This window comes from Cryobacterium sp. M15, from assembly GCF_002929675.1.
GTDB classification, from domain to species: domain Bacteria; phylum Actinomycetota; class Actinomycetes; order Actinomycetales; family Microbacteriaceae; genus Cryobacterium; species Cryobacterium lyxosi.
The window spans coordinates 233,639-258,488 of record NZ_PJJW01000040.1 but is presented as its reverse complement, the minus strand read 5'-3'; the positions used below and the strand labels follow the sequence as shown (position 1 = coordinate 258,488).

Here is a 24,850-nt window from a genome sequence, read left to right as displayed (position 1 = left end):
TCACGTCATATCGACGGCCCAGCGTCTTCGATGCGTATACTTAAATGGCTCCCCACAGTGAATCAGTAGATCGGCGAGCCCCCGGGTGGGAGATGGCAGCATTTAGCAGGCCAACTCGCCGGGGGTGATTTTTTGCTTGCAGTCCCGCGTGACCAACGTGCGGGTCCGTCCTGCGAGAAGGCTGCCGACGCTTGCACAACTATCAAAGGATGGGTTGAGCCCAACCCGCCTTCGCTTCAATGAAGGGTTACGTGACGTGGCAGCTTTCCAATGGAATTCCGTTGACGATCAGGCGGTCGATACCGCACGCATTCTGGCGGCCGATGCCGTTGAGAAAGTTGGGAATGGGCATCCCGGCACGGCGATGAGCCTCGCTCCGGCCGCATATCTCCTGTTTCAGAAAGTCATGCGCCGCGATCCGTCCGACAACGACTGGATCGGTCGCGATCGATTCATTCTTTCGGTCGGCCACAGCTCGCTGACCCAATACGTGCAGCTCTACCTCGGCGGCTACGGCCTCGAGCTCGACGATCTCAAGGCCCTGCGCACGTGGGGCTCCAAGACTCCCGGCCACCCGGAATACGGCCACACCGACGGCGTCGAGATCACCACCGGCCCGCTCGGCCAGGGCTTGGCATCCGCTGTTGGCTTCGCTTACGCGTCCCGCTTCGAGCGCGGCCTGTTCGACCCGGATGCCGCCACCGGCGACAGCCCGTTCGATCACTTCGTGTATGTCATCGCCGGCGATGGCGACTTGCAGGAAGGCATCACGAGCGAGGCATCCTCTCTCGCCGGCCACCAGCAGCTCGGCAATCTCATTGCCATCTACGACAGCAACCAGATCTCGATTGAAGACGACACCAACATTGCCTTCACCGAAGACGTCGCTGCTCGATACGCCGCCTACGACTGGCACGTGCAAACGGTGGATTGGAAGAAAACCGGCTCCTACGTCGAAGACGTCGCCGAGCTGAACGCGGCCATTGAAGCTGCGCAGCAGGAAACCGGCAAGCCCAGCCTGATCATCCTCAAAACGATCATCGGCTGGCCGAGCCCGAAGAAACAGAACACCGGCAAGATCCACGGGTCAGCCCTCGGTGCCGAAGAACTCGCCGGTGTGAAGACCGTTCTCGGCTTCGACCCGGAGAAGACCTTCGACGTGGCCCCCGAAGTCATCGCTCACACCCGGCTGGCCCTCGAACGCGGTGCGACCCAGCATGCTGAGTGGACCGTACAGTTCGATGCCTGGGCCGCTTTGAACCCCGAGCGCAAGGTTCTGCTCGACCGAGTGCTTTCCGGCGATCTGCCGGACGGCGTCGACGCGGCACTCCCGGTCTTCCCTGCCGGCACCGCGGTTTCCACCCGTGCAGCCTCCGGCAAGGTACTGACCGCCCTCGGCGGCGTCATCCCGGAACTCTGGGGCGGTTCGGCGGACCTCGCCGAATCGAACAACACCACCATCGGCGGTGCGGCTTCGTTCATTCCGAGCGAGCACTCGACTGGCGAATGGACCGGCAACCCGCACGGTCGCGTGCTGCACTTCGGTATTCGTGAGCATGCCATGGCCGCGATTCTCAACGGCATCGTGCTACACGGCAACACCCGCCCGTTCGGTGGAACTTTTTTGATCTTCAGCGATTACATGCGACCGGCCGTTCGATTGGCAGCGCTCATGCGGGCGCCGTCGATCTTCGTCTGGACCCACGACTCAGTCGCTCTCGGCGAGGACGGGCCCACGCACCAGCCGATCGAACAGCTCGCGACCCTGCGCGCTATCCCGGGTCTCGATGTGGTTCGTCCCGGCGACGCCAACGAAACCGCATGGGCCTGGAAGATCATTCTGGAACGCCGGGGAGGCCCGGCTGGAATCGCCCTGACCCGCCAGAACATTCCCGTCTACGAGCGCGGCGAAGGCGCAGCATCCGGCGAAATCTTCGCCTCAGCGAAAAATGTCGCTCGTGGCGCCTACGTATTGGCCGAAGCGGTCGGCGGAATCCCCGACGTGATCCTCATCGCTACCGGCTCCGAAGTACAGCTCGCCGTGGACGCTCGCGCCCAGCTCGCCGCCTCGGGCATTCACGCGCGCGTGGTCAGCGCCCCCTGCCTCGAATGGTTTGAAGAACAAAGCATCGAATACCGCGAGTCAGTGCTGCCTTCCGCCGTCACGGCACGGGTGTCGGTTGAAGCCGGCCTGGCGCTGACCTGGCGTGGCTACGTCGGCGATGCGGGCCGCAGCATCTCGATCGAACACTTCGGGGCATCCGCTGACTACCAGACGCTGTTCCGCGAATTCGGCATCACCACCGACGCTGTAGTTGCCGCCGCTAAGGAATCAATTAGTGCAGCGTGATGTTGCCCCCTAGTACGGGTCCAGCACCGCACTTCACCAACCTCTCCACACACCGCACGATCCAGCTGCCTGACGGCAGCACGACCAGGAGATTTCAACAATGACAAATCCGACCCCCCTCGCCCAGCTGTCCGCAGCGGGCGTCAGCATCTGGCTCGACGACCTCTCCCGCGAACGCATCAACTCCGGTGGACTCCAAGACCTGATCAAGAACAGCAACGTCGTCGGCGTCACGACCAACCCAACGATCTTCGCCGGCGCCCTGGCCAAGGGCGAGGCGTACACCGAGCAGGTCGCGACCCTCGCGGCCGCCGGTTCGAACGTGACCGACGCCGTCTTCGCCATCACCACGGACGACGTCGCGGCTGCCTGCGATATCTTTCGCCCGGTCTACGACTCGACGAACGGCCAGGATGGACGCGTCTCGATCGAGGTTGAGCCGAGCCTCGCACGCGACGCAGCTGGCACAGTCGCCGAAGCCCAGAAGCTTTGGGCTAAAGTCAACCGACCCAACGCGATGATCAAGATTCCGGCGACGGTCGAGGGTCTGGAAGCCATCACGGCGACGATCGCCCTCGGCATCAGCGTCAACGTCACCCTGATCTTCAGCCTCGAGCGCCACCGCCAGGTCATCAACGCCTACCTGGCCGGCCTCGAGCAGGCCAAGGCTGCCGGTTTCGACCTCTCCACGATTCACTCCGTGGCCTCGTTCTTCGTCTCGCGCGTCGACTCTGAGGTCAACGCCCGCCTCGAAGTTATCGGCACCCCCGAAGCCCTTGCGCTCAAGAGCAAGGCTGGCGTCGCCAATGCCCAGCTTGCTTATCAGGTCTACGAGCAGGCGTTCAGCAGTGAACGCGCCCTCGGCCTGATCAAGGCCGGGGCGACCAAGCAACGTCCTCTCTGGGCTTCGACCGGCGTCAAGGATGCCAGCCTTCCCGACACCCTGTACGTCACCGAACTGGTCGCCCCCGAAGTCGTCAACACGATGCCGGAGAAGACCATGCAGGCGGCGGCTGACCACGGAGTCATCCCAGCCGACTCGGTGACCGGCTCGTATGCAGCCGCAAACGCGGTACTCGATGCGCTGTCCGCACAGGGTGTCTCATACGACGACGTCACTCGCCTGCTTGAAGAGGAAGGCCTGTCGAAGTTCGAGGTATCGTGGAACGAACTGCTCGACACCGTACAGACGGCCCTCACCTCCGCCTCGACCCCTCCGGTCGCGTAATGAGCTTTCGCATCTCGGTGAGTGGTGCCGCAGCCGATGCTGTGCGCGCCACAGTACCTACCCTGATCACAGACCTAGTCGCGTCCGGAATCACCGCCCAGGACCCCTCGCTGTGGGGTCCGGCAGTCGAAGCCGAGGCCGCGGTACGTCTCGGCTGGACGGAGTCTGTCACCGTATCCCGCCCGCTCGTCGCCCAAATTGTGGAGCTGCGGGCCGCCCTCCAGGCCCGCGGTGTCACCCAGATCGCACTCGCCGGAATGGGCGGATCGTCGCTCGCTCCCGAGGTCATCACCCGCACCGCGGGAGTGAACCTCACTGTGCTCGACGCGACCGACCCCGGTCAAGTCCTGTCCGCGTTGAACGACAATCTGGCCGGAACGGCACTTGTTGTCTCGTCTAAGAGCGGCTCAACCGTTGAAACCGACAGCCAGCGTCGCGTGTTCGAGCGCGCGTTCCGGGATATCGGAATCGACCCGGCCGAACGAATCATCGTCGTGACCGACCCGGGGTCGCCGCTCGAGGCATCCGCCCGGGAAGCTGGTTACCGCGTGTTCAACGCTGACCCCACAGTCGGCGGACGCTACTCGGCGCTGACCGCATTTGGTCTCGTTCCGTCAGGCTTGGCCGGTGTTGACATCGGAGCGCTCCTCGACGAAGCCGAATCCATCTCGCAGGCACTGGCTGCTGATTCCCCCGAGAATCCGGGACTCGTGCTCGGAGCGGCGATCGCCGCTACCAGTCCTCGTCGGGACAAGCTCGCCATCGTCTCGGACGGTACCCACATTGTGGGCTTCGCTGACTGGGTCGAACAACTCATCGCAGAATCCACCGGCAAGCTCGGCACCGGCATTCTGCCGGTTGTTCTCGAACTTGACGCTCCCGAGCTGACCGAGGTGCTGCCGGACCTGCAGCTCGTGCGGGTTGTCGCCGACGCCGGCACCGATCTTTTCGCTGAAACCGGCGACGAGGTTCGCGTCAGCGGAAGCCTCGGAGCACAGTTTTTGGTCTGGGAATACGCGACCGTCGTCGCCGGCCGTTTACTCGGCATCAACCCGTTCGACCAGCCAGATGTGGAGTCCGCCAAGATTGCCACGCGCGGGTTGCTTGACGCCCGCCCAGCGCCGGAACCGGCAGCCTTCATCGCAGACGGTATCGAAGTGCGTGGCACGCCGCACGTTATCGGTGCGGCGAGCGATCTCGCCTCGGCAATCGACGCTCTGCTTGAAGAACTCGGCCCCGACGGATATGTTGCTGTCCAAGCCTATGTAGACCGGCTGGCCCTGCCGGAACTGGCCGAGATTCGCAACAAGCTCACCACGCTCTCGAAGCGTCCGGTCACGTTCGGCTGGGGACCACGCTTTCTGCACTCCACCGGACAGTTCCACAAGGGCGGACCGGCAACGGCCGTGTACCTGCAGATTTTGGCCACGCCGGCGAAAGACCTCGACGTCCCCGAGCGCCCCTTCACGTTTGGCGAACTGATTCAGGCGCAGGCCAGTGGCGACGCGAGTGTGCTCGCCGAACACGGGCGGCCGGTATTGACGTTGACCCTGACGCAACCCAAGCAGAATATCCCCACATTGTTCAAGGCTTTGGCCTAAAAAAACCTACAAACCGAACACTTGGTTGGTTCTTCGCAGGCGGAGCCCCGTGAGGAACCAACCAAGCGAACGGATTAGTTTCTCCGCAGCACCCCGTTGCCTGCGTTCTCGACTTTCCCGCACTGAACCGTTAAAGGAGTTGCATGTCCCCGGTGGAAATTACCCCGGAGTTTAATCCGCTCAGGTCGCCATCCGACTATCGACTGAATCGTATCGCCGGGCCGTCCAGCCTCGTGATTTTCGGCGTAACCGGTGACCTCGCGCGCAAGAAACTCATGCCCGCGGTCTATGACCTTGCAAATCGAGGCTTACTGCCACCCGGATTCGCCCTAGTCGGATTTGCCCGCCGAGACTGGGACAACGAAGACTTCATGGAAGTCGTGCATGATGCCGTGAAGGAACATGCCCGTACAGAGTTCCACGAGGATGTTTGGGCGCAGCTGGCCGAAGGCATCCGTTTCGTTTCTGGCACCTTTGACGATGACGAAGCGTTCACGCGCCTCAGCCAGACCATTGACGAGTTGGACCGTGAGCGTGGCACGATGGGCAACCACGCGTTCTACCTGGCCATTCCGCCCAAGGCGTTTCCACAGGTGACAGAGCAGCTGCGCCGCTCCGGCCTGGCCGAGCAGAAAAACGGGCAATGGCGACGCGTCGTCATCGAGAAGCCGTTCGGCAGTGACCTGACCACGGCACGGCAGCTCAACGACGTCGTCGAATCGGTCTTTCCTCCGGACTCGGTCTTTCGGATCGACCACTACCTCGGCAAGGAGACGGTGCAAAATATTCTTGCGCTGCGCTTCGCCAACGAGATGTTCGAACCGCTCTGGAATGCCAACCACGTCGAACACGTGCAGATCACCATGGCTGAAGACATCGGCGTGGGAGGTCGGGCCGGCTACTATGACGGTATTGGTGCCGCCCGCGACGTGATCCAGAACCACCTGCTGCAGCTTCTCGCGCTCACGGCCATGGAAGAACCGATCTCCTTCGACGCTGCCGACCTGCGCGCCGAGAAGGAAAAGGTACTCGCCTCGGTTCGACTCCCCGCGGACCTCGGTGAGGGCACCGCCCGCGGGCAGTACGCCGGCGGCTGGCAGGGCGGAGAAAAGGTCGTCGGGTTCCTGGAGGAAGACGGCATGAACCCCGATTCCGTCACCGAAACCTACGCCGCCATGCGGCTGACAATCGACACCCGACGTTGGGCTGGTGTTCCGTTCTATCTGCGCGCCGGTAAACGCCTCGGACGTCGTGTGACGGAAATTGCCGTGGTCTTCAAACGAGCACCGCAATACCTGTTCGCACCGGGCCAGACCGCCGAACTCGGCCACAACGCCCTGGTTATTCGGGTGCAGCCCGACGAGGGCGTCACTATCCGTTTTGGATCGAAAGTTCCGGGTGTCGTCATGCAGGTTCGCGACGTGACCATGGACTTCGGTTACGGACATGCTTTCACCGAGGCGAGCCCCGAAGCGTACGAGAGACTCATCCTCGACGTCCTTCTCGGCGACCCGCCCTTGTTCCCGCGCCACGAGGAGGTCGAATTGTCTTGGAAGATTCTCGACCCGATCGAAGAGTACTGGGCTACGCAAGGACAGCCAGAACCCTATCGCCCCGGAACCTGGGGACCCACATCCGCTGACGACCTGCTGGCCCGCGACGGCCGAACCTGGAGGCGACCATGATCGTTGATCTGCCCAACACCACGACCGCGAAGATATCGAAGACGCTCGTGCGTATTCGCGAGGAGGGCGGTGCCGTTGCCCTCGGGCGAGTGCTGACCCTGATCATCGCGTCACAGCTCGGAAACGAGGAAGAGGCCATCGAAGCGGCCAACGACGCGTCGAGGGAACACCCGATGCGCGTCATCGTCGTGTCAACGCAGGAACACGATGCGGCTAATTCCGTTGCGCGGGTTGATGCAGAGATTCGCGTCGGAGGCGACGCTGGCGCGAGCGAAGTCATCGTCTTGCGTGTTTACGGGGATGCCGCCGCCGACCCGGAGAGCCTGGTCACCGGTCTGCTGTTGTCGGATGCGCCGGTTGTCGCCTGGTGGCCCGGCACGGCTCCCGCCGTTCCCAGTGACTCCCCTATTGGCCGGATCGCCTATCGACGCATTACGGATGCCTCAGCCCAGCCTGACCCACAGGCAGCACTGCGCGAGCTCTCCGGCAGCTACCGGCCAGGCGACAACGACTTCGCCTGGACTCGGCTGACGCTCTGGCGCGCCCAACTCGCCGCGGTTCTGGATCAGCCCCCCTACGAGCCCATCATCGGTATTCAAGTCATTGGCGCAGCGGCGTCCCCCTCGACGACGCTACTCGCCGCGTGGCTCCAGATGCAGCTGCAGGTACCCGTGGAGTGCAAGCTGACAACCGGCCCCCTGGCTAATGGTGTGCACGGCGTACATCTGCAGCGAGCGTCGGGAACGATTTCACTCGAACGCGAGATTCCTGATATCGCTACACTCAGCCAGCCTGGGCAGCCGTTGCAGGACCTGACGCTCAAGCGTCGCAGCCTGCGGGACTGTCTGGCCGACGAGCTGCGCCGCCTCGACCCCGATGAGCTGTATGGTGAGGTCATCACCCGCGGGTTATCGCAGCTCAAAAAAGTGGTGAGCCAGTAGACCGGAGCCTAACCGTGACAAATGACCGACGCGTGCTACTGCACCAGAACAAGCACGCCCTAGCCGCGTCGGTCGCTGCACGGTTCCTGACTAATATGGTGGACGTTCTGCACCAGCAGGAGGAGGCGAATGTCGTACTCACCGGTGGTTCCGTTGGTATCGCTGTTCTGGCTGCCGTCAACGAATCGCCCGCCCGCGACACCATCGATTGGTCGCGGGTCAATTTCTGGTGGGGCGACGAACGTTGGTTGCCACGCACCGATCCGGAGCGCAATGAATTGCAAGCGCGCGAAGCGCTCTTGGACCACATTTCGGTACCGCCAGAGAATATTCACGCCTTCGGAGCATCGGATGATGCGGTCGAAGCCGGTACGGACGCGCTCGATGCTGCGGCCGCACGGTATACGGCGGAGTTACTGGGTCGAGCCCCTAATGGGGCCCAATACCCCCGAATCGATGTGATGTTACTCGGAGTCGGACCGGACGGACACATTGCGTCGTTGTTCCCACACCGATCGGGTATCCGCGAGCGTGAAGCCAGTGTCGTCGCCGTCCGCGACTCCCCCAAGCCTCCGGCCGCCCGATTATCGTTGACCCGCCCCGTGATCAACTCCTCGGATCGCGTCTGGCTGGTGCTGGCAGGCTCGGACAAGGCGTCGGCGCTCGGGCTAGCCCTCGCCGGGGCCAGCCGCGACGAAGTACCCGCAGCAGGAATCAAAGGCCGTTACCGCACCGTGTTCTTCGTTGACAACGACGCAGCAGCACAAGTGCCCGAAAGCCTCATCGCTCCGGGCTATTAGATTCGGGCTATTAGATTCGGGCCATCCGTTTACCCCTCGCCCACCATCGGCGTGTACGGATACAAAAAACACCGGTTCTCGACCAATCGAGAACCGGTGTTTTGCGCTCTCGCGTCAGTTCGTCGGTGATAACTTGCCACGACGAACGCGCAGCTGGTTGAGGGCCTCTTCGAGCAGCGAATCGGCCTCTTCTTCGGTCCGGCGCTCCTTGACGTAGGCGAGGTGCGTTTTGTACGGCTCGAGCTTCACGACCGACGGAGGATTCTCCTTGTCGCGCCCGGCCGGCAGCCCCGATGATGGGCAATCGATGGTGACGGGAATTTCTTCGTCCGGCAAGCTTGCCGCAAAGTACCGCACGGTTTCATTTCCATGCGCATCCCAATACGAGATTTTGATGCGGTCCGCGTGAAAACCACGGTCCTGCTCGCCCATGGGGCCCGCGCCTACACGCGAGCCACGAATTGCGCTTCCGCCTGATGCCATCTTGTTCCTCCGTTGACTCGTGCAGTTGTGCGCTGCAAATTCGAGCTGTTATTGGTGTGATTGCTGTTGTGATGTACCGTCAAAATCTGTGCCCGGAAAACTCAGGGTAACCCCGCGCGGGGCGAAAAGTTAAGCCCCTGTATCGAACTTGGTGATCAATCCGAGTACTACGATGCAGGAGATCCACAGCAGACCCAGAATGACCGTGATGCGATTGAGGTTGCGTTCGGCAACGCCCGACGCCCCCAGGTTGGAAGTTACGCCGCCGCCAAACATGTCCGACAATCCACCGCCCCGTCCCTTATGCAACAGAATGAGCATGGTGAGCAGGAGGCTCGTGATACCAACGAGCACCTGCATGACGACCTGGAGAATCTCCACACGAAACCTTTCAAAACACGGTGGGCGCAACTCGGGCGCCAAGACCATCGTAATTATACTCTGCAGGCAACAGCGAGATGGTTGCCGGACGGGCAACCATCTCGCTGCTCACTGTCGGGTGCGCTGCGTCCTAGAGGCCGACGTGCTTCTGGTACCGAATAATGCTGGAAAATTCCGCAATATCCAGGCTCGCACCACCAACGAGGGCACCGTCGACATTGGGCTCCCGCATGTACGCGGCGATGTTGGTGCTCTTGACCGAACCGCCGTAGAGGATGCGGGTCTTGTCCGCGACGTCCTGCCCGAGGGTGTCGGAGAGAACCCCACGCAGTGCGGCCGCTACCTGCTCGGCCTGCTCCGGCGTGGCGGCCTGGCCGGACCCAATGGCCCAGACGGGCTCATAGGCCACGACAATGTCCACCGCGTTCGTGACGCCCGCGAGAGCGGCACGCAGCTGGGCGACCGGAACCGCACTGGGACCATGAACAGCGAGGTCTTCGGCGCTTTCTCCGACGCAAATCAGCGGCACGAGGTTGTGCTTGAGGGCGGCGGTCACCTTGGACGCAACCTGCTCATCGGACTCGTTGTGCAGGGTGCGGCGTTCGGAGTGACCGATGATGACGTATTGGCACTCCAGCTGAGCGAGGAAGGCACCCGAAATCTCACCGGTGTACGCTCCCGAATCGTGTGCTGAGACGTCTTGCGCACCGAAGGCGAGCGGAAGCTTGTCCGCCGAGATGAGGGTCTGCACGCTGCGCAGATCCGTGAACGGAGGGAACACGGCTACCTCGACGGCGGCGGTGTCGTGGCCGGCATCCTTGAGATTCCAAGCGAGCTTCTGCACGAAAGCAATCGCCTGGAGGTGGTCCAGGTTCATTTTCCAGTTGCCCGCAATCAGCGGTGTTCGCCGAGGGTTGATGTTCACTGCCATCCGAGGACCTCCAGTCCTGGGAGACGCTTGCCTTCGAGAAATTCGAGGCTTGCGCCGCCGCCGGTAGAAATATGACCGAATTGGTCGTCGTTGAAACCGAGAATGCGCACAGCAGCGGCGGAGTCGCCACCACCGACCACGCTGAGGCCGGTGACCTCGGTGAGCGCGGCAGCCACGGTACGGGTGCCCTCTGCGAACGGTGCCAGTTCGAAAACACCCATCGGACCGTTCCAGAATACCGTCTTCGATGCTCGAATAATCTCGGCGAATGCTTGAGCGGTGTCCGGCCCGATGTCCAGGCCGAGACCATTCGCACCGAAGGGGGTGTCCTCGATTCCCTCTGCCGGGGTGGTCACGTGCTCAGCGTCGGCGCCGAACTTTGAGGCGACCACTACATCTGTCGGGAGCACAATTTTCACTCCAAGACGTTCGGCTTCGGTCAGATATCCACGAACCGTCTCAATCTGGTCACTTTCCAAGAGGCTGGCACCAACCTTGTGCCCCTGGGCGGCCAAAAAGGTAAACAGCATGCCGCCGCCAATCAGCAGCGAGTTCACCCGCGGCAGCAGGTGTCCGATGACGCCGAGCTTGTCGCTCACTTTCGAACCGCCAAGGATGACCGTGTACGGCGCGTGCGGCTTTTCGGTGAGCTGATCGAGCACGCCGAGTTCGGCGGCGATGAGCAGGCCGGCAGCGCTTGGAAGCAGCGTGGCGAGATCGAACACGCTGGCCTGCTTGCGGTGTACGACGCCAAAGCCATCGGAGACGAGTGCGTCGCCGAGCAGTGCGAGCTTGTGCGCGAAGGCGAGGCGCTCGGCATCCACTGTGCTGGTTTCACCGGCATTGAAGCGCAGGTTCTCCAGAACGACGATGTCCCCGTTCTGCAAGGCCGCGACGGCCTGCGTGGCCGCATCGCCGACGGTGTCGGCGGCGAAGGCCACGGGGTGGTTCACCAGTTCGCTCAGGCGGTCGGCGACGGGCCTCAGGCTGTATTGGGGGTCAACGGCCCCGCCGGGGCGCCCGAGGTGAGAAACAATCACCACGCGGGCGCCCTGGGCGACGAGGGCGTTGAGAGTGGGCAGTGACGCCCGCACTCGTCCGTCGTCGGTGATCTGCCCGTCTTTCAACGGAACATTCAGGTCGAAGCGGACAATAACCCGCTTGCCGGTCAGCGAACCGAGCGAGTCAATCGTGCGTAACGTCACCGCGCGGCCGTTAGAGTCGCTCGGCGACGAACTCGGTGAGGTCAACGAGACGGTTGGAGTAACCCCACTCGTTGTCGTACCACGAGGCAACCTTGACCTGATCGCCGATCACCTTGGTCAGGCCGGCGTCGAAGACCGAGGAGTGCGGGTCGCCGACGATGTCGCTGGACACAATCGGGTCCTCGGTATAGCTGAGAATGCCTTTGAGCGGGCCATTGGCTGCAGCCTTGTATGCGGCGTTCACTTCTTCGACCGTTACCGCACGGGAGGCGGTGAGGGTGAGGTCCGTGATCGAACCGGTCGGAACCGGAACGCGCAACGCATAACCGTCGAGCTTGCCGATGCTCTCCGGGATGACCAGGCCAAGAGCCTTAGCGGCACCGGTGGAGGTCGGGATGATGTTCAGCGCAGCGGCACGGGCACGACGGAGGTCACTGTGCGGTCCGTCCTGGAGGTTCTGGTCTGCGGTGTAGGCGTGGATGGTGGTCATGAGGCCACGCTCAATGCCGAAGTTGTCGAGGAAAACCTTGACGAGCGGCGCGAGGCAGTTCGTCGTGCAGGACGCGTTCGAGATAATGTCGTGGATCGCAGAATCATACGTGTCTTCGTTCACACCGAGCACGAGCGTTGCCACGTCAGCACCCGTCGCCGGGGCCGAGACTATGACCTTTTTGGCACCGGCAGCGATGTGCTTCTGCGCATCGACGGCCTTCGTGAAACGGCCGGTGGATTCGATGACGATTTCAACACCCAGGGTGCCCCACGGCAGGTTGGCCGGGTCGCGCTCGGCGAGCACCTTGATGGCCTTGCCGTTGACGATGATGTTGTCGCCGTCGACCTCGACGGTGGCGTTCAGGCGTCCACCGACGGAGTCGTACTTGAGCAAGTGGGCGAGCGACGCGGGGTCGCTGAGGTCGTTGACGGCGACAATTTCGATGTCACTACCCTTGGCAAGCGCGGCTCGGAAGTAGTTTCGACCAATTCGGCCAAAACCGTTGATACCGATCTTTACGGACACAAATAGCTCCTGTTGTTGAAAAAGGCGCCGACGGCGCGATGAAAAAATGCGAAACGAACGTTGGTGCCCCGTATTGCCCGGGGCACCAACAGCCTACGAGAGTAGTAGCAGGCCGTTCGTCTTCTCACGTGCGACGGTGAAGCGCTCCTGCACGTTTGCCCAGTTGGCAATGTTCCAGAAGGCCTTGATGTAGTCAGCGCGCACGTTGCGGTAGTCGAGGTAATAGGCGTGCTCCCACACGTCGAGCATGAGAACTGGAACCGTACCGGCAGCGAAGTTGGACTGCTGGTCGAAAAACTGCTGGATGATCAGACGCTGACCGATGGAGTCCCACGCGAGCACGGCCCAACCGGAGCCCTGCACACCGAGCGCGGCAGCGGTGAAGTGCGCCTGGAACTTGTCGAATGATCCAAAGTTGTCATCGATTGCGGCCGCGAGCTCGCCAACGGGCTTGTCGCCGCCGTTCGGGGACAGGTTGGTCCAAAAAATGGAATGGTTGACGTGACCGCCGAGGTTGAAGGCGAGGTCTTTCTGGAGCTTGTTCACGTTGGCGAGGCTTCCGCTGTCGCGGGCTTCCGCGAGCTGGGCAAGTGCCGTGTTGGCGCCGGTGACGTACGCCTGGTGGTGCTTGCCATGGTGGAGTTCCATGATGGTGCCGCTGATGCTGGGCTCGAGAGCCGCGTAATCATAATCAAGGGTGGGCAGGGTGTATTCAGCCATTACTTTTCTCCTTGTGAGTTGTGCCACCGTACCGGGTGCGGCGGCGTTGTAAGCGACAATTCAGTCTAACCGCGCGCGTTCGAAGTCACAGAATTCATGACCTCGCGCACCGTCACGGTTCGATTCAGACGGGCACTACGTCGTCGGGGTGAATCGGATAGCCGACGTCGGTGCCTTCGATGCCGAGTTCGACCGCTTTCTTGTCTGCCATAGCGAGCAGGCGTCGAATTCGGCCGGCGACGGCGTCCTTGGTCATGGGCGGATCGGCGTGGTGGCCGAGCTCGTCGAGGCTGGAGTCACGAAAATTCAGACGCAGGTCTCCCGCGTAGCGCAGGTGCTCGGGGATATCCTCGCCGAGGATATCCATCGCTCGCTGCACCCGGGTGCAGGCCGCAACCGCCGCTTCGGCGGAACGACGCAGGTTGGCGTCATCAAAGTTGACCAATCGGTTTGCTGTGGCACGCACTTCACGGCGTTGGCGCAAGGTTTCCCAGTTGAGCACCGTGTTGGTGGCACCCATGTGGACGAGCATCGCCCCAATGGCGTCGCCATCGCGGATAACGACGCGGTGCACCCCCCGGACTTCGCGCGCCTTGGCCGCGACGCCGAGGCGGCCGGCCGCTCCGACAAGTGCCATGGCTGCCTCGTTGCCAGGACAGACGACCTCAAGCGCCGCCGATCGGCCCGGATCGGTCAGGGTGCCATGGGCGAGGAAAGCGCCGCGCCAGACGGCGGCGATTTCTTCCTTCGAGCCCGTGGTCAGACGGTTGGGCAGACCACGAATCGGGCGGCGGCGGGCATCCAGCAGGCCGGTTTGTCGCGCCAGTGTCTCGCCTCCCTCGATCACCTGGACGAGGTAATGGCTGGACTGACGGATGCCGGTGGCCGCGATGACCTGCAGAGCGCTGCGTACCCCATAGAGTTCAGCGAGATCTTTGCGCACCCTTCGAGCCAAGATGGCAGTGTCGAGTTCGGACTCGATCGCGATGCGGCTGCTGATCATGTGTAATCCGCCGGAGAACCGGAGAATCGTGGCCAGTTCGGCCGCGCGCACGGTGGTCTTGGAGACCTCCACGCGCGAAAGTTCATCTTTAACGTCGGCGGTGAGTGCCAATCGCTTTTCCATTCTGTTGATCAGTTGCGTTACGTCTGAGTGGTGAAAGCCCGGGGAGCTGGATGCTGCGCCCGGGCTCGCTTATTCGCGTCCGAGGTCGCGGTCCTTGATATTGACCGCGACACCGGGAAGTTTTTCGAGCCGCGAGGCCAGTTCCCTGGCCATGGCGACAGAGCGGTGCTTGCCTCCGGTGCAGCCGATGCCGATTGTGGCGTGGTGTTTATTTTCCCGCTGATACCCGGCCAGCACCGGCGCCATGGCGGCGGCGTAGTGGTCGATAAAATCAAGGGCACCCATTTGGGCAAGTACAAAGTCTCTCACCTCCGGCTCGACACCGGTGTGCGCGCGCAACTCGGGAATCCAGAACGGGTTCGGTAAAAAGCGAACATCCGCGATCAGATCGACATCCGTCGGCAGACCGTACTTGAAGCCGAAGCTCATAATGGTCAGCTGCACCCCCGCTCGCCCCGCGGCTGCGAACCGCTCGGTGATCGTCGTCGCGAGCTGGTGCACGTTGAGGTCAGAGGTATCAACGACGAGATCACTCGACTCCCGAACGGCGAGCAACCGAGAACGTTCCGCCGAAATGCCGTCGAGAAGGGTACCGTCGCCCTGCAGCGGATGCGGCCGCCGTACGGATTCAAACCTGCGCACGAGCGCGTCGTCCCGGGCTTCGAGAAAGATAACCTGCACCTGGGTGTTGCTGCGAAGTTGTTGCACGGTTTCGAGAAAATCACCGAACAAATCGCGGCCGCGAATGTCCACGACAGCCGCGATCTTGGGCAAATTAGTGCCGGCCCGTTCGACCAGATCGACCAGGGGCCGCAGCATTTGCGGCGGAAGATTGTCGACGACGTACCAGTCCAGGTCTTCCAATGCGTTGGCTACGGTGGAGCGTCCCGCCCCGGACATTCCCGTGACGATCAGCACTTCCTGCTTGTCGGGGTCCGTAGTCATTCTTGGAAATCGCCTTAATGAGAAGTTGGTGGACTAGCAAGCCTACCGAGCGCTGGCCGGTTTCGGGTGTCGTTCAGGCGCGCAGGTGGGTGTGGATCGACTCCGCCAGCACCGAGCCGATGCCACGGACATCCGCTATTTCCGCCTCCGAAGCCACCTTGAGGCGCGCCACCGAACCGAAATGTTGCAACAAAACTTTCACCCGAGCCGGCCCGAGCCCCGCGACTTCACCCAGAATCGACGAGATGTCCTTTTTGCGGCGAATGCGCTGATGCGTGATGGCGAACCGATGGGCTTCGTCGCGGATGCGCTGGATCAGAAACAACGCGTCGCTGTTGCGGGGCAGAATGACCGGGTAGTCAGAGTCGGGCAGCCAGATTTCCTCGAGCCGCTTGGCGATCCCGCACAGCTGGATTCCGGTCACGCCCGATTCGGCCAGTGCGCGTTTGGCGGCGGCGACCTGCGGCTGGCCGCCGTCAACGATAAGCAGGTTGGGCAGGTACTTGAATTTGGCGCGCTTCTGCTCCACCTGGGCGATGTCGCTTATATTGCCAGCGCCCGGCGAGGGATGTGATGCATCCGCAGCACCTGCCTCTGGCTTCAGGTAAGCAAGGCGTCGAGTGAGAATCTGATAAATCGAGTCGGTGTCGTCGGTTGATTCGGGAATGTTGAAGCGGCGGTATTCATCTTTTCGGGGTAACCCGTCTTCGAAGACGACCATGGACGCGACGATGTTCGTGCCACTCAGGTGCGACACGTCGTAGCACTCCATGCGCAGAGGAGCGTCCGGCATCTCGAGGGCGTCCTGAATGTCTTCGAGGGCCTTGGAGCGTGCGACGAAGTCCGAGCTGCGACGGGTTTTGTAGAGCATCAGCGCCTGCTTGGCGTTGTTGCTCGCTGTCACGAGCAGAGCAGCCTTCTCACCGCGTTGGGCGGCAACGAGCCGCACCTTGCGACCGGCCAGGTCAGCCAGCGACGCCTCGAGAGCCTCCGCGTCATCCGGCAGCTCCGGGAGCACGATTTCGCGCGGTGGCACTGCGTCGTGGTTATACGCCGTCTGCATCATGGAGTCGATGAGTTCACTCATGGTGACGTCGAGTTCCTTGTCGACCATCCACCCACGCACGCCGCGGATACGCCCACCGCGCACGATGAACAATTGCACGGCCGCCGCCAACTCGTCTTGCTCGATGGCGAACAGATCAATATCGACGTTGTCGCGCAGCACAACGGCGCTTTTCTCGAGTACGGCATTGAGTGCACGCACCTGATCACGGCGTTTGCCGGCGATTTCATATTGCTGCGCGGCCGCGGCGTCTTTCATCTCCTGGGTGAGGAGGTTGATGAGTTTCTTGTCGTGACTGCCCATGAAGCTCACGAACTCGTTGACGATCTTTCGGTGGTCCTCCATCGAAACCAAACCGGAACAGGGACCGAAGCAGCGTCCGATCTGGCCGGCGAAACATGGCTTGCCGCTCTGCATCGCCCGCTTGTAGTTGGCATTGTTGCAGGTGCGGATGGGGAAAGCCTTGAGCATGAGCTCAATGGTTTCGTGCACCGCCCACACCTTGGGGTATGGACCGAAATAGCGAGCCCCCTTGATGCCTTTGGTGCGGGTGACCAGGGCGCGCGGCGCCTCGTCACCCAGCGTGACGGCGAGATACGGATAGGACTTATCGTCTTTGAACTGCACGTTGAAGGGCGGATCGAACTCGTTGATCCACATCCACTCGAGCTGCAGGGCCTCGACCTCGGTGCCGACGACCGTCCACTCGACCCCGGACGCAGACGTCACCATGCGCCGGGTACGTTCGTGCAAGCTATGCAGCGGTGCGAAATAATTGCTCAGCCGCGCACGCAGGTTTTTAGCCTTGCCGACATAGAGGATGCGCCCGGTCGCGTCACGGAACCGGTACACCCCGGGGGTCGTAGGAATCTCGCCCGTTTTTGGGCGATAACTTAGGGCATCAGACATGGATATTTGCCGCCTAGTCGGCAGCCAGGACCTCTTTCAGGAAGGTACCAGTGAAGCTCTTCTTGACCGTGGCGAGGTGTTCGGGCGTGCCGGTGGCGAGCACTTTGCCGCCGCCGGAGCCGCCTTCTGGTCCGAGGTCGATCACCCAGTCAGCGGACTTGATGACGTCGAGGTTGTGCTCGATGACAATGACGGTGTTGCCCTTGTCGACAAGGCTGTTGAGCACGAGCAGCAGTTTGCGTACGTCTTCGAAGTGCAGGCCCGTCGTGGGCTCGTCGAGAACATACACGCTGCGGCCGTTGGAGCGTCGCTGCAATTCGGTGGCGAGCTTCACCCGCTGGGCTTCGCCGCCGGAAAGTGTGGTGGCGCTTTGGCCAAGCCGCACGTAACCGAGGCCGACCTCGACCAGCGTCTTGAGAAAACGGTGGATCGACGAGATCGGTTCGAAGAAATCGGCCGCCTCGCTGATCGGCATGTCGAGCACCTCGGCGATGTTCTTGCCCTTGTAGTGCACGGTCAGTGTGTCGCGGTTGTACCGGTCTCCCCCACACACTTCACAGGCGACGTACACGTCGGGCAGAAAGTTCATTTCGATCTTGATCGTGCCATCGCCCGAGCACGCTTCGCAGCGCCCGCCCTTGACGTTGAAGCTGAACCGGCCGGGCAGGTAGCCGCGAGTCTTGGATTCGATGGTTTCCGAGAACAAAGTGCGGATCTTGTCGAACACGCCGGTGTACGTGGCCGGGTTGGAGCGCGGCGTGCGGCCGATCGGTGCCTGGTCGACATGGATTACCTTGTCCAGCTGCTCCAGCCCGGTAACCCTGGTGTGCTTACCTGGCAGCTTGCGTGCACCGTTGAGCCGGTTGGCGAGCACCCGGTAGAGGATATCGTTGACGAGCGAGGACTTGCCGGAGCCGCTCACCCCGGTGACAGCGGTGAATGTGCCGAGGGGGAAAGTCACCGAGACCTTCTGCAGGTTGTTCGCCTCCGCACCGGTGACGCCGATGAGTCGTTCCGGGTCGATCGGGCGGCGAGTTTTCGGCGTGGCGATGGACTTGCGCCCGGACAGGTAGTCTCCGGTGAGCGATTTGGTGTTGGCCAGCAGACCCTCGTAGGACCCGGAGTGCACGACGTGCCCGCCGTTGATCCCGGCGCCCGGCCCGATGTCAACGACCCAGTCGGCGGTTTTGATGGTGTCTTCGTCGTGCTCGACCACGATGAGCGTATTACCGAGGTCACGCAGGGTGACGAGCGTCTCGATCAGGCGGCGATTGTCGCGCTGGTGCAGGCCGATGCTCGGCTCATCGAGCACATAGAGCACCCCGGTGAGGCCGGAGCCGATCTGGGTCGCCAAGCGGATGCGCTGCGCCTCGCCACCGGAGAGGGTCGCCGCAGCACGAGCAAGGTTGAGATAGTTCAGCCCGACCCGAATAAGAAAGTCGAGGCGTGCCCGAATCTCGCGCAAGACCTGGGCGGCAATCGCCGCCTCGCGGTCGGTGAGCGTGAGGCGGTCCATGAATTCGCGTGCGTCACTCAAGCTGAGCGCGCAGACATCCGCAATGCTCGCCTCGTGCACGAGTACGGCGAGCACTTCGGGCTTGAGCCGGGTGCCTTTGCAGACGTGGCAGTCAACCTCGCGCAGGTACTCGGACCAGCGCTGACGCTGGGTGTCGCTCTCGGCCTGCAGGTACTGGCGTTCGATGTAGGGAACGACGCCCTCAAAGCCCGAGGTGTAGCTCATCTCCCGGCCATAGCGGTTCTTCCACTTGACGCGCACCTCGAAGTTGTCACCGCGCATGACGGCGTTCTGTACCTCACTGGTCAGTTCACCCCAGGGGGTGTCGAGGGAGAAGTCGAGGTCACGGGCGAGGCCGTCGAGCAGTTTCTCGTAGTACTGGAACAGGCCCTTGCCCTGGGTGGTCCACGGCAGCACAACACCCTCGGCGATGCTCAAGTCGGGATCGCCGAGCAGCAGGTCTTCGTCGACCGACATGCGGGTGCCGAGACCGGAGCACTCGGGGCAGGCACCGAACGGAGCATTGAACGAGAAAGTGCGCGGCTCGATTTCGGTCAGCTGCACCGGGTGGTTGTTCGGGCAGGAGAGCTTTTCGGAATAGTTCTGCCAGGCCTTATCGCCTTCTTCGTCGAGAAAGTTGATCTGAACGAGTCCGTCGGTGAGCTTGAGCGCTGTTTCGAGCGAGTCGGTGAGGCGGGAAAGAAGCTCAGGGCCGGCGACGAGGCGGTCGACGATGACCGCGATATCGTGCTTCTGCTGTTTCTTGAGCGTGGGCGGTTCACTCAGCTGAATCTGCGTACCGTCGACGATCGCGCGGGAATATCCACCACCGGCGAGTTCCTGGAACAGGTCGACGAACTCGCCCTTCTTTTGCGAGATGATCGGGCTGACCACTTGATAGCGGATGCCCGCCTTCAGCTCCATGAGCTGGTCGGCGATCTGCTGTACGGTCTGGGACTGGATGATCTCACCACAGACGGCGCAGTGCGGCACACCGATGCGGGCCCAGAGCAGGCGCATGTAGTCGTAGATTTCAGTGATGGTCCCCACCGTGGACCGCGGGTTGCGGTTAGTCGATTTCTGATCGATCGAGACCGCCGGGCTCAGGCCCTCGATGAAGTCCACGTCGGGACGGTCAACCTGCCCGAGGAACTGCCGGGCATACGCTGAAAGCGACTCGACGTAGCGGCGCTGACCCTCGGCGAAAATGGTGTCAAAGGCCAGCGATGACTTGCCCGAACCCGAAAGCCCGGTGAAAACTACGAGCGAATCGCGCGGAATCTCCAGATCAACGTTGTGGAGATTGTGCACGCGGGCTCCGCGCACACTGAGTTTCGGACCTGTTTCTACCTTGGTAATCGACACTTTTCGATTCTATGCAACGCCGCTGACAGTGTCGTACAGGTACGCCCCCTGGCGCATACTTCCCCTCGGATTGCGCTCGTAGCATGTGCTTGGTCCACCGGCTACGGTTTCTTCGACTGCCGCGTCCATAAACTCGGGCGGCGACATCATCCGTGAAGTTGCCGAGTATGTATATACTCGATACTTAATATCCGTCGAAGTACCGGAGGTCGTATGTCTGTTCGCCAGAGTCTGCTCGCCATCCTGGACCAGGGGCCGTGCTACGGCTATCAGTTGCGGGCCGAATTCGACCGTCGCACCGGGTCGACCTGGCCGCTCAACGTCGGTCAGATCTACAACACCCTGGATCGGCTCGAGCGGGACGGCCTGGTGCAGAAGGCAGACATCGACGCCGATGGCCAGAACTACGTCGAGATAACGGATGCCGGCCGCGCTGAGGTCGCCGAGTGGCTCGGCTCCCCCGTGGTGCGCACCATGGCCACCCGCGACGAGCTCGCCATCAAACTCGCGATCGCCGTGACGCTGCCGGGCGTTGACATCGCTCGGGTGATTCAGGTGCAGCGCACCCAGGCGATGCGCACCCTGCAAGAGCTGACCCGCACCAAGAACGCGACCGCCGACCCGGAATCCTCCGAGCAGCTGGCCTGGCTCCTGGTGATCGACTCCCTCATTTTCGCGGCCGAGGCCGAGGCGCGCTGGCTCGACCATTCGGAGCACCGGCTCGCTCGGGCGCGGGCCGCCGGCCTCGCCGCGCCTCTGCCGCTCAACACCGCGGTGCCCAAGCGCGGCCGCCCGGCCAAGACGGCGGCGGCCAGCGCATGACTGACAGCGACATTCTGCTGCAGCTCGACGGCGTGTCGATGCAGTATGGCCGCGGTGAGACCGCGATCACCGCGCTGGCGGGGGTCGACCTGTCGGTGCGCCGCGGCGAACTCGTGGCGGTGATGGGGGCATCCGGTTCGGGGAAATCGACCCTGTTGACCGTGGCCGGCGGGCTCACCCCGCCGACGGCCGGTGAGGTCGTCGTCGAGGGGCACTGGCTGAGCCAGCTTTCCTCTCGGGAGCTCGCCGTGCTTCGCCGGCGCAGCCTCGGCTTCGTGTTTCAGGATTTCAACCTGATTCCCTCGTTGACCGCGCTCGAAAATGTTAGTCTGCCGCTCGAACTCGACGGGTGGACGTCGAAGAAGGCGCACCGTCCAGCCCTCGATGCGCTCAATATCGTCGAACTCGGCGACCGAGCCGGTCATTTTCCCTCGGATTTGTCGGGCGGCCAGCAGCAGCGCGTGGCGATCGCCCGCGCCGTCGTCGGTGGCCGGTCGCTGATTCTGGCCGATGAGCCCACCGGTGCCCTCGACAGCTCGACCGGTGAGCTCGTGCTGCGGATGCTCCGCTCGCGAGTCGACGCCGGTGCCGGCGGCATTCTGGTCACCCACGATGCCCGCCACGCGGCCTGGGCGGACCGGATCGTCTTTCTGCGCGATGGGCGGATCGTGGACGAGTCGCGGGCATCCGCTGTAACAAGCTTGCTGAGCGGACTGCCGGCATGAGTGTTGAACCGAGTTCGCTCGCTGGCGGGCGATCGGGATCTACTCGAGTCGCGTTTCGGATCGCCCGGCGGATGGCCGGGCAGTCCCCGGGTCGCAGCGCGCTGATCGCACTGCTGGTGGCCATTCCCGTGCTCGGGATGGTGGGGATCACCACGGTCGACGCGAGCAATGTCGCTACCCCGGCCGAACGCGTGGTGCTCGAGCTCGGATCGACCGAAGCCCGGGTACAGATCGTGTCAGCGCCCGAACCGAAGCTCATCCAGGCCCCGCTGAACGACGGATCTTGGGGGATGAGGGACGATATTGCTGACGTCGACGCTCTACAGTCGATTGAACCCACGCCCGTCGCCGCGGCATCGCTGTTCCCCAAGGGCACCTCCATGTTGTCCATTCGCTCGACGGCGGTGGTCGCGGAGACGAAGGACGGGCTCGGTTCCTTTTCGGCCGTGCAGGGCCAGCCGTGGGACCCCGCCTTCGCGGGAAAATGGGACGTGACGGCAGGATCGGCCCCGATCAATGACGAACAGATCATGGTGACCGCTGCCACGCTGGACCGACTCGGGGTGAAGATCGGGTCGACCGCCACGTTCGCCGCGCCCGTTGCCGCGTCGTTCACCATTTCAGGCACGATTCGAAGCGCGACCCTCGACGACTCGGTGGTCGCGTTTTACGGGCTGCCGGGCGTCTTCGACGGTGTCATGCCCGACGATGCCGACCTGATGACCGAGTGGTACTTGCCTGACACACCGCTCACCTGGAGCCAGATCCGTGATCTCAATCCGCGCGGCGCGACCGTGCTGTCGCGCAACGTTCTGCTCGACCCGCCGCCGGCGGGCAGCAGTCCCCTTGATGGCGGGTCCTCCGAAGATTTCGTCGACCTCTTCCTCGTTCTCCTCGGCGCCTTCGCCCTGTTCGAGGTGGCGCTGCTCGCGGGCGCCGCATTCACCGTCGGCGCCCGCACCCAGCAGCGCACCCTCGCGACCCTCGCGAGCGTCGGCGGCGACAAACGGATGCTGTTTCGCGTCATGTCCTTCGGCGGCGTCATTCTCGGCGCTCTCGGAGCGGCACTGGGAACGGTGCTCGGCCTCGCTAGTGCATGGATCTTCATGCAGATTTCGGCGAACGGAAGCGCCGCCCGGTATCCGGGATTTCACCTCGACGTGGCGTCCCTGAGCGTCATCGCCGCCTTCGCCGTGCTCGCCGGCTGGTGCGCAGCCGCGGTTCCAGCCCGAACGGCCGGCCGCCTCGATGTCTTGGCTGCGCTGCGCGGTGCCCAGCGTCCGCCGCGAGTGACACGCCGCCGCCCGGTGGCCGGGATCGTTCTGTTGGCAATCGGCGCGGTCATCGCCATCACCGGTGGCGTGGTCGAACTCGCCGCATACGCACCGGTGTATCAGATGGGTCTAGCCAATTTCGGCATCGCCCTTATTGTCGCCGGTCCGGTGATCATGCAGATCGGGGCGGTCTTCGTCGCTCCCCTGATTCTGCGGTGGGCTGCCCGCTTCGCCTCCCGGTTCGGACCCGGCGCGAGGCTCGCAGCCCGCGATGTGGCGCGAAACCCCGGGCGCAGCGTTCCGGCCCTCGCGGCCATTATGAGCTGCGTCTTCGTGGCAACTTTTGTGATGAGTCTCATTTCAACCATGCAGCTGAACTCGACCAAGGGCTACACCTACGGTGCCCCGCTGGACACGGTATCGGTGAGTCTGACGACCTCTCTCAATGAGCCGCCGTACGGCCAGGTGTTGCAAACCACCGGGCCCGAAGTCGTTGCCGCCGTCGACAGCAGCTTTCCGAGCGCACGGGCCAGGCTGCTGAGCAGTGCAGAGGATCCGCCGATGGGATTCGGAGAAGCGGATACCGACGGCACCACCGCGGATGCACCAACCTTCGCCCTCCCACGGATCGATGCCGACACGGTATGCCCGAGTGATGTCACTCGAATGGACGCCGATCATGAGGACATACCCACCGACATCCGCTGCCCCACTCCGCACTATCTCGACACGATGATGAACTCGAGTATGAACGACCACATCTGGGTGGGCGATCTGGCGGATTTCGCCGCGATTCTCGGCGAACCCGTCTCCGAGAAGTCTCAGAAGATGCTCGCCGTAGGCGGGGCCGTGGCGACTTACCCGCAGTACGTCGTCAACGGAGAGATACGCATTGACTGGATCACGGAGCTCAACTCCGTTCTTGAACCCGCGCGTAGCGTGTCGCTGGCCGGGAGCGTGCAGGAGCCCGAGCATCCGCTGCCGTACGCCGTGTTCATGCTGACTTCCACAGCCGACAATGCTGGTCTCGACTACCGGCCGTCGGTGGTCGTCAGCAGTATCGGCGGAGACCCGTCCCAGGCAGAATATGACCATGCGCAGGGTGCACTCGCCGCCATCTCGCCGGGGATCTACCTGCAAACCGAGACGGGCCCGCAGGTCTTCGGCGCGTCGTGGACCTGGGCCCTGCTCGCTCTCACAGCCATCATCGCCCTGGTCACGGCGTCGATCACGATCGGGCTCGCCCGCGCTGACGGGCACCGGGACAACGCGGTGCTCACCTCGCTCGGGGCGTCCCCGCGGGTGCGCCGGGCGTTCGGGTTCTGGCAGGCGGTGGTGATCGTCGGCCTCGGCAGCATCATCGGGGTGCTGCTCGGGCTGGTTCCCTCGCTCGCGCTGTCACTGACCCGCGACACTGCGGGCCTTTCCTTGCTGCCGTTCACTCCCCCGTGGCTGCAACTCGCGCTGATCGTGGTGGCGCTTCCGGCTGTCGTCGCGGTCGGCGGTGCCCTCACGGCCGGCGGAAACCGCACCCGGTTCAGTAATCGGGCCGCGTTCGACTGAATTGACCGGCCGGGGATCGGGCATCCGCTCTCGCGGCACTCGTTTAGGATCGCCGCACTCGTTGCAACGAAAACGGCGAGACCAAACGAGTGCCACGACGCTCTGGCCCGCGCCGCCTCGGGACGGACACCGGCTCGCGGCACCCGTTCGGGATCGCGGCCCCCCTAAGAACGCGTGCTGCGATCCTCAACAGGTG

19 protein-coding genes are annotated in these 24,850 nt (G+C 63.0%); 9 read left to right on the top strand and 10 right to left on the bottom strand.

Annotation, left to right across the window (positions count from 1 at the left end; genetic code table 11):
• Positions 1–256: 256 nt before the first annotated feature.
• The 6 genes from tkt to pgl all read left to right on the top strand — a co-directional run bounded on the left by tkt (position 257) and on the right by pgl (position 8,605).
• The gene (gene tkt / locus CXY83_RS14350) at positions 257–2,350 is read left to right on the top strand and encodes a transketolase (protein WP_104197985.1); all 2,094 of its coding nucleotides are present in this window, start codon (positions 257–259) and stop codon (positions 2,348–2,350) included.
• A gap of 100 nt (positions 2,351–2,450) precedes the next feature.
• Entirely contained in the window at positions 2,451–3,578 is a 1,128-nt protein-coding gene (tal, locus tag CXY83_RS14345; protein ID WP_104197984.1) for a transaldolase, read from the top strand.
• Entirely contained in the window at positions 3,578–5,179 is a 1,602-nt protein-coding gene (locus CXY83_RS14340; protein WP_104197983.1) for a glucose-6-phosphate isomerase, read from the top strand. The genes tal and CXY83_RS14340 overlap by 1 nt, the downstream gene beginning before the upstream one ends.
• 143 nt (positions 5,180–5,322) lie before the next feature.
• Positions 5,323–6,864, top strand: coding sequence for a glucose-6-phosphate dehydrogenase (gene zwf, locus CXY83_RS14335; protein WP_104197982.1), 1,542 nt, complete (start codon positions 5,323–5,325; stop codon positions 6,862–6,864).
• A complete protein-coding gene (locus CXY83_RS14330) occupies positions 6,861–7,805 on the top strand; it encodes a glucose-6-phosphate dehydrogenase assembly protein OpcA (RefSeq protein WP_104197981.1) in 945 nt (314 codons plus the stop codon). Before zwf ends, CXY83_RS14330 begins: the two co-directional genes overlap by 4 nt.
• Before the next feature lie 14 nt (positions 7,806–7,819).
• Positions 7,820–8,605 carry a 6-phosphogluconolactonase gene (pgl, locus tag CXY83_RS14325; protein WP_104197980.1) on the top strand — a complete coding sequence of 262 codons (786 nt, stop codon included), beginning with the start codon at positions 7,820–7,822 and terminating at the stop codon, positions 8,603–8,605.
• A gap of 114 nt (positions 8,606–8,719) precedes the next feature.
• On the opposite strand, the gene CXY83_RS14320 is transcribed toward pgl, so the two are convergent.
• The 10 genes from CXY83_RS14320 to uvrA all read right to left on the bottom strand — a co-directional run bounded on the left by CXY83_RS14320 (position 8,720) and on the right by uvrA (position 20,270).
• On the bottom strand, positions 8,720–9,088 hold the full coding sequence (locus CXY83_RS14320) for an RNA polymerase-binding protein RbpA (protein WP_104197979.1): 369 nt from the start codon (positions 9,086–9,088) through the stop codon (positions 8,720–8,722).
• A 129-nt stretch (positions 9,089–9,217) separates the two neighbouring features.
• A complete protein-coding gene (secG, locus tag CXY83_RS14315; RefSeq protein WP_092340102.1) occupies positions 9,218–9,469 on the bottom strand; it encodes a preprotein translocase subunit SecG in 252 nt (83 codons plus the stop codon).
• 130 nt (positions 9,470–9,599) lie between these two features.
• Positions 9,600–10,400, bottom strand: a complete 801-nt coding sequence (gene tpiA, locus CXY83_RS14310) for a triose-phosphate isomerase (RefSeq protein WP_174722201.1) — start codon at positions 10,398–10,400, stop codon at positions 9,600–9,602.
• Positions 10,391–11,605: a phosphoglycerate kinase gene (gene pgk, locus CXY83_RS14305; RefSeq protein WP_104197978.1), complete on the bottom strand. Its 1,215-nt coding sequence runs from the start codon at positions 11,603–11,605 to the stop codon at positions 10,391–10,393. Before pgk ends, tpiA begins: the two co-directional genes overlap by 10 nt.
• Positions 11,606–11,615: 10 nt before the next feature.
• Positions 11,616–12,623: a type I glyceraldehyde-3-phosphate dehydrogenase gene (gap, locus tag CXY83_RS14300; protein ID WP_104197977.1), complete on the bottom strand. Its 1,008-nt coding sequence runs from the start codon at positions 12,621–12,623 to the stop codon at positions 11,616–11,618.
• A 93-nt stretch (positions 12,624–12,716) separates the two neighbouring features.
• Positions 12,717–13,343, bottom strand: a complete 627-nt coding sequence (locus CXY83_RS14295) for a superoxide dismutase (RefSeq protein WP_104197976.1) — start codon at positions 13,341–13,343, stop codon at positions 12,717–12,719.
• A 124-nt stretch (positions 13,344–13,467) separates the two neighbouring features.
• A complete protein-coding gene (gene whiA / locus CXY83_RS14290; RefSeq protein WP_104197975.1) occupies positions 13,468–14,457 on the bottom strand; it encodes a DNA-binding protein WhiA in 990 nt (329 codons plus the stop codon).
• Between the two features lie 81 nt (positions 14,458–14,538).
• Entirely contained in the window at positions 14,539–15,414 is an 876-nt protein-coding gene (gene rapZ / locus CXY83_RS14285) for an RNase adapter RapZ (RefSeq protein ID WP_104197974.1), read from the bottom strand.
• 73 nt (positions 15,415–15,487) lie between these two features.
• Positions 15,488–17,389, bottom strand: coding sequence for an excinuclease ABC subunit UvrC (gene uvrC / locus CXY83_RS14280; protein ID WP_104197973.1), 1,902 nt, complete (start codon positions 17,387–17,389; stop codon positions 15,488–15,490).
• Between the two features lie 13 nt (positions 17,390–17,402).
• Positions 17,403–20,270, bottom strand: a complete 2,868-nt coding sequence (gene uvrA, locus CXY83_RS14275; RefSeq protein ID WP_104197972.1) for an excinuclease ABC subunit UvrA — start codon at positions 20,268–20,270, stop codon at positions 17,403–17,405.
• A 213-nt stretch (positions 20,271–20,483) separates the two neighbouring features.
• On the opposite strand from uvrA, the gene CXY83_RS14270 reads away from it, so the two are divergent.
• Genes CXY83_RS14270 through CXY83_RS14260 form a run of 3 tightly spaced genes read left to right on the top strand, consistent with a single transcriptional unit; the run spans position 20,484 to position 24,654 of the window.
• Entirely contained in the window at positions 20,484–21,092 is a 609-nt protein-coding gene (locus CXY83_RS14270; protein ID WP_104197971.1) for a PadR family transcriptional regulator, read from the top strand.
• Positions 21,089–21,817 carry an ABC transporter ATP-binding protein gene (locus CXY83_RS14265; protein ID WP_104197970.1) on the top strand — a complete coding sequence of 243 codons (729 nt, stop codon included), beginning with the start codon at positions 21,089–21,091 and terminating at the stop codon, positions 21,815–21,817. Before CXY83_RS14270 ends, CXY83_RS14265 begins: the two co-directional genes overlap by 4 nt.
• Positions 21,814–24,654, top strand: coding sequence for an FtsX-like permease family protein (locus CXY83_RS14260; RefSeq protein ID WP_104197969.1), 2,841 nt, complete (start codon positions 21,814–21,816; stop codon positions 24,652–24,654). The genes CXY83_RS14265 and CXY83_RS14260 overlap by 4 nt, the downstream gene beginning before the upstream one ends.
• Positions 24,655–24,850: the final 196 nt, after the last annotated feature.

Excerpts from the sequence above, each read along its gene's own strand:
- CXY83_RS14340 (WP_104197983.1), top strand. The coding sequence starts at position 3,578 with ATGAGCTTTCGCATCTCGGTGAGTGGTGCCGCAGCCGATGCTGTGCGC.
- CXY83_RS14270 (WP_104197971.1), top strand. The coding sequence starts at position 20,484 with ATGTCTGTTCGCCAGAGTCTGCTCGCCATCCTGGACCAGGGGCCGTGC.
- CXY83_RS14265 (WP_104197970.1), top strand. The coding sequence starts at position 21,089 with ATGACTGACAGCGACATTCTGCTGCAGCTCGACGGCGTGTCGATGCAG.
- CXY83_RS14330 (WP_104197981.1), top strand. The coding sequence starts at position 6,861 with ATGATCGTTGATCTGCCCAACACCACGACCGCGAAGATATCGAAGACG.
- zwf (WP_104197982.1), top strand. The coding sequence starts at position 5,323 with ATGTCCCCGGTGGAAATTACCCCGGAGTTTAATCCGCTCAGGTCGCCA.
- uvrC (WP_104197973.1), bottom strand. The coding sequence starts at position 17,389 with ATGTCTGATGCCCTAAGTTATCGCCCAAAAACGGGCGAGATTCCTACG.
- tal (WP_104197984.1), top strand. The coding sequence starts at position 2,451 with ATGACAAATCCGACCCCCCTCGCCCAGCTGTCCGCAGCGGGCGTCAGC.
- CXY83_RS14295 (WP_104197976.1), bottom strand. The coding sequence starts at position 13,343 with ATGGCTGAATACACCCTGCCCACCCTTGATTATGATTACGCGGCTCTC.
- rapZ (WP_104197974.1), bottom strand. The coding sequence starts at position 15,414 with ATGACTACGGACCCCGACAAGCAGGAAGTGCTGATCGTCACGGGAATG.
- tpiA (WP_174722201.1), bottom strand. The coding sequence starts at position 10,400 with ATGGCAGTGAACATCAACCCTCGGCGAACACCGCTGATTGCGGGCAAC.
- CXY83_RS14260 (WP_104197969.1), top strand. The coding sequence starts at position 21,814 with ATGAGTGTTGAACCGAGTTCGCTCGCTGGCGGGCGATCGGGATCTACT.
- CXY83_RS14320 (WP_104197979.1), bottom strand. The coding sequence starts at position 9,088 with ATGGCATCAGGCGGAAGCGCAATTCGTGGCTCGCGTGTAGGCGCGGGC.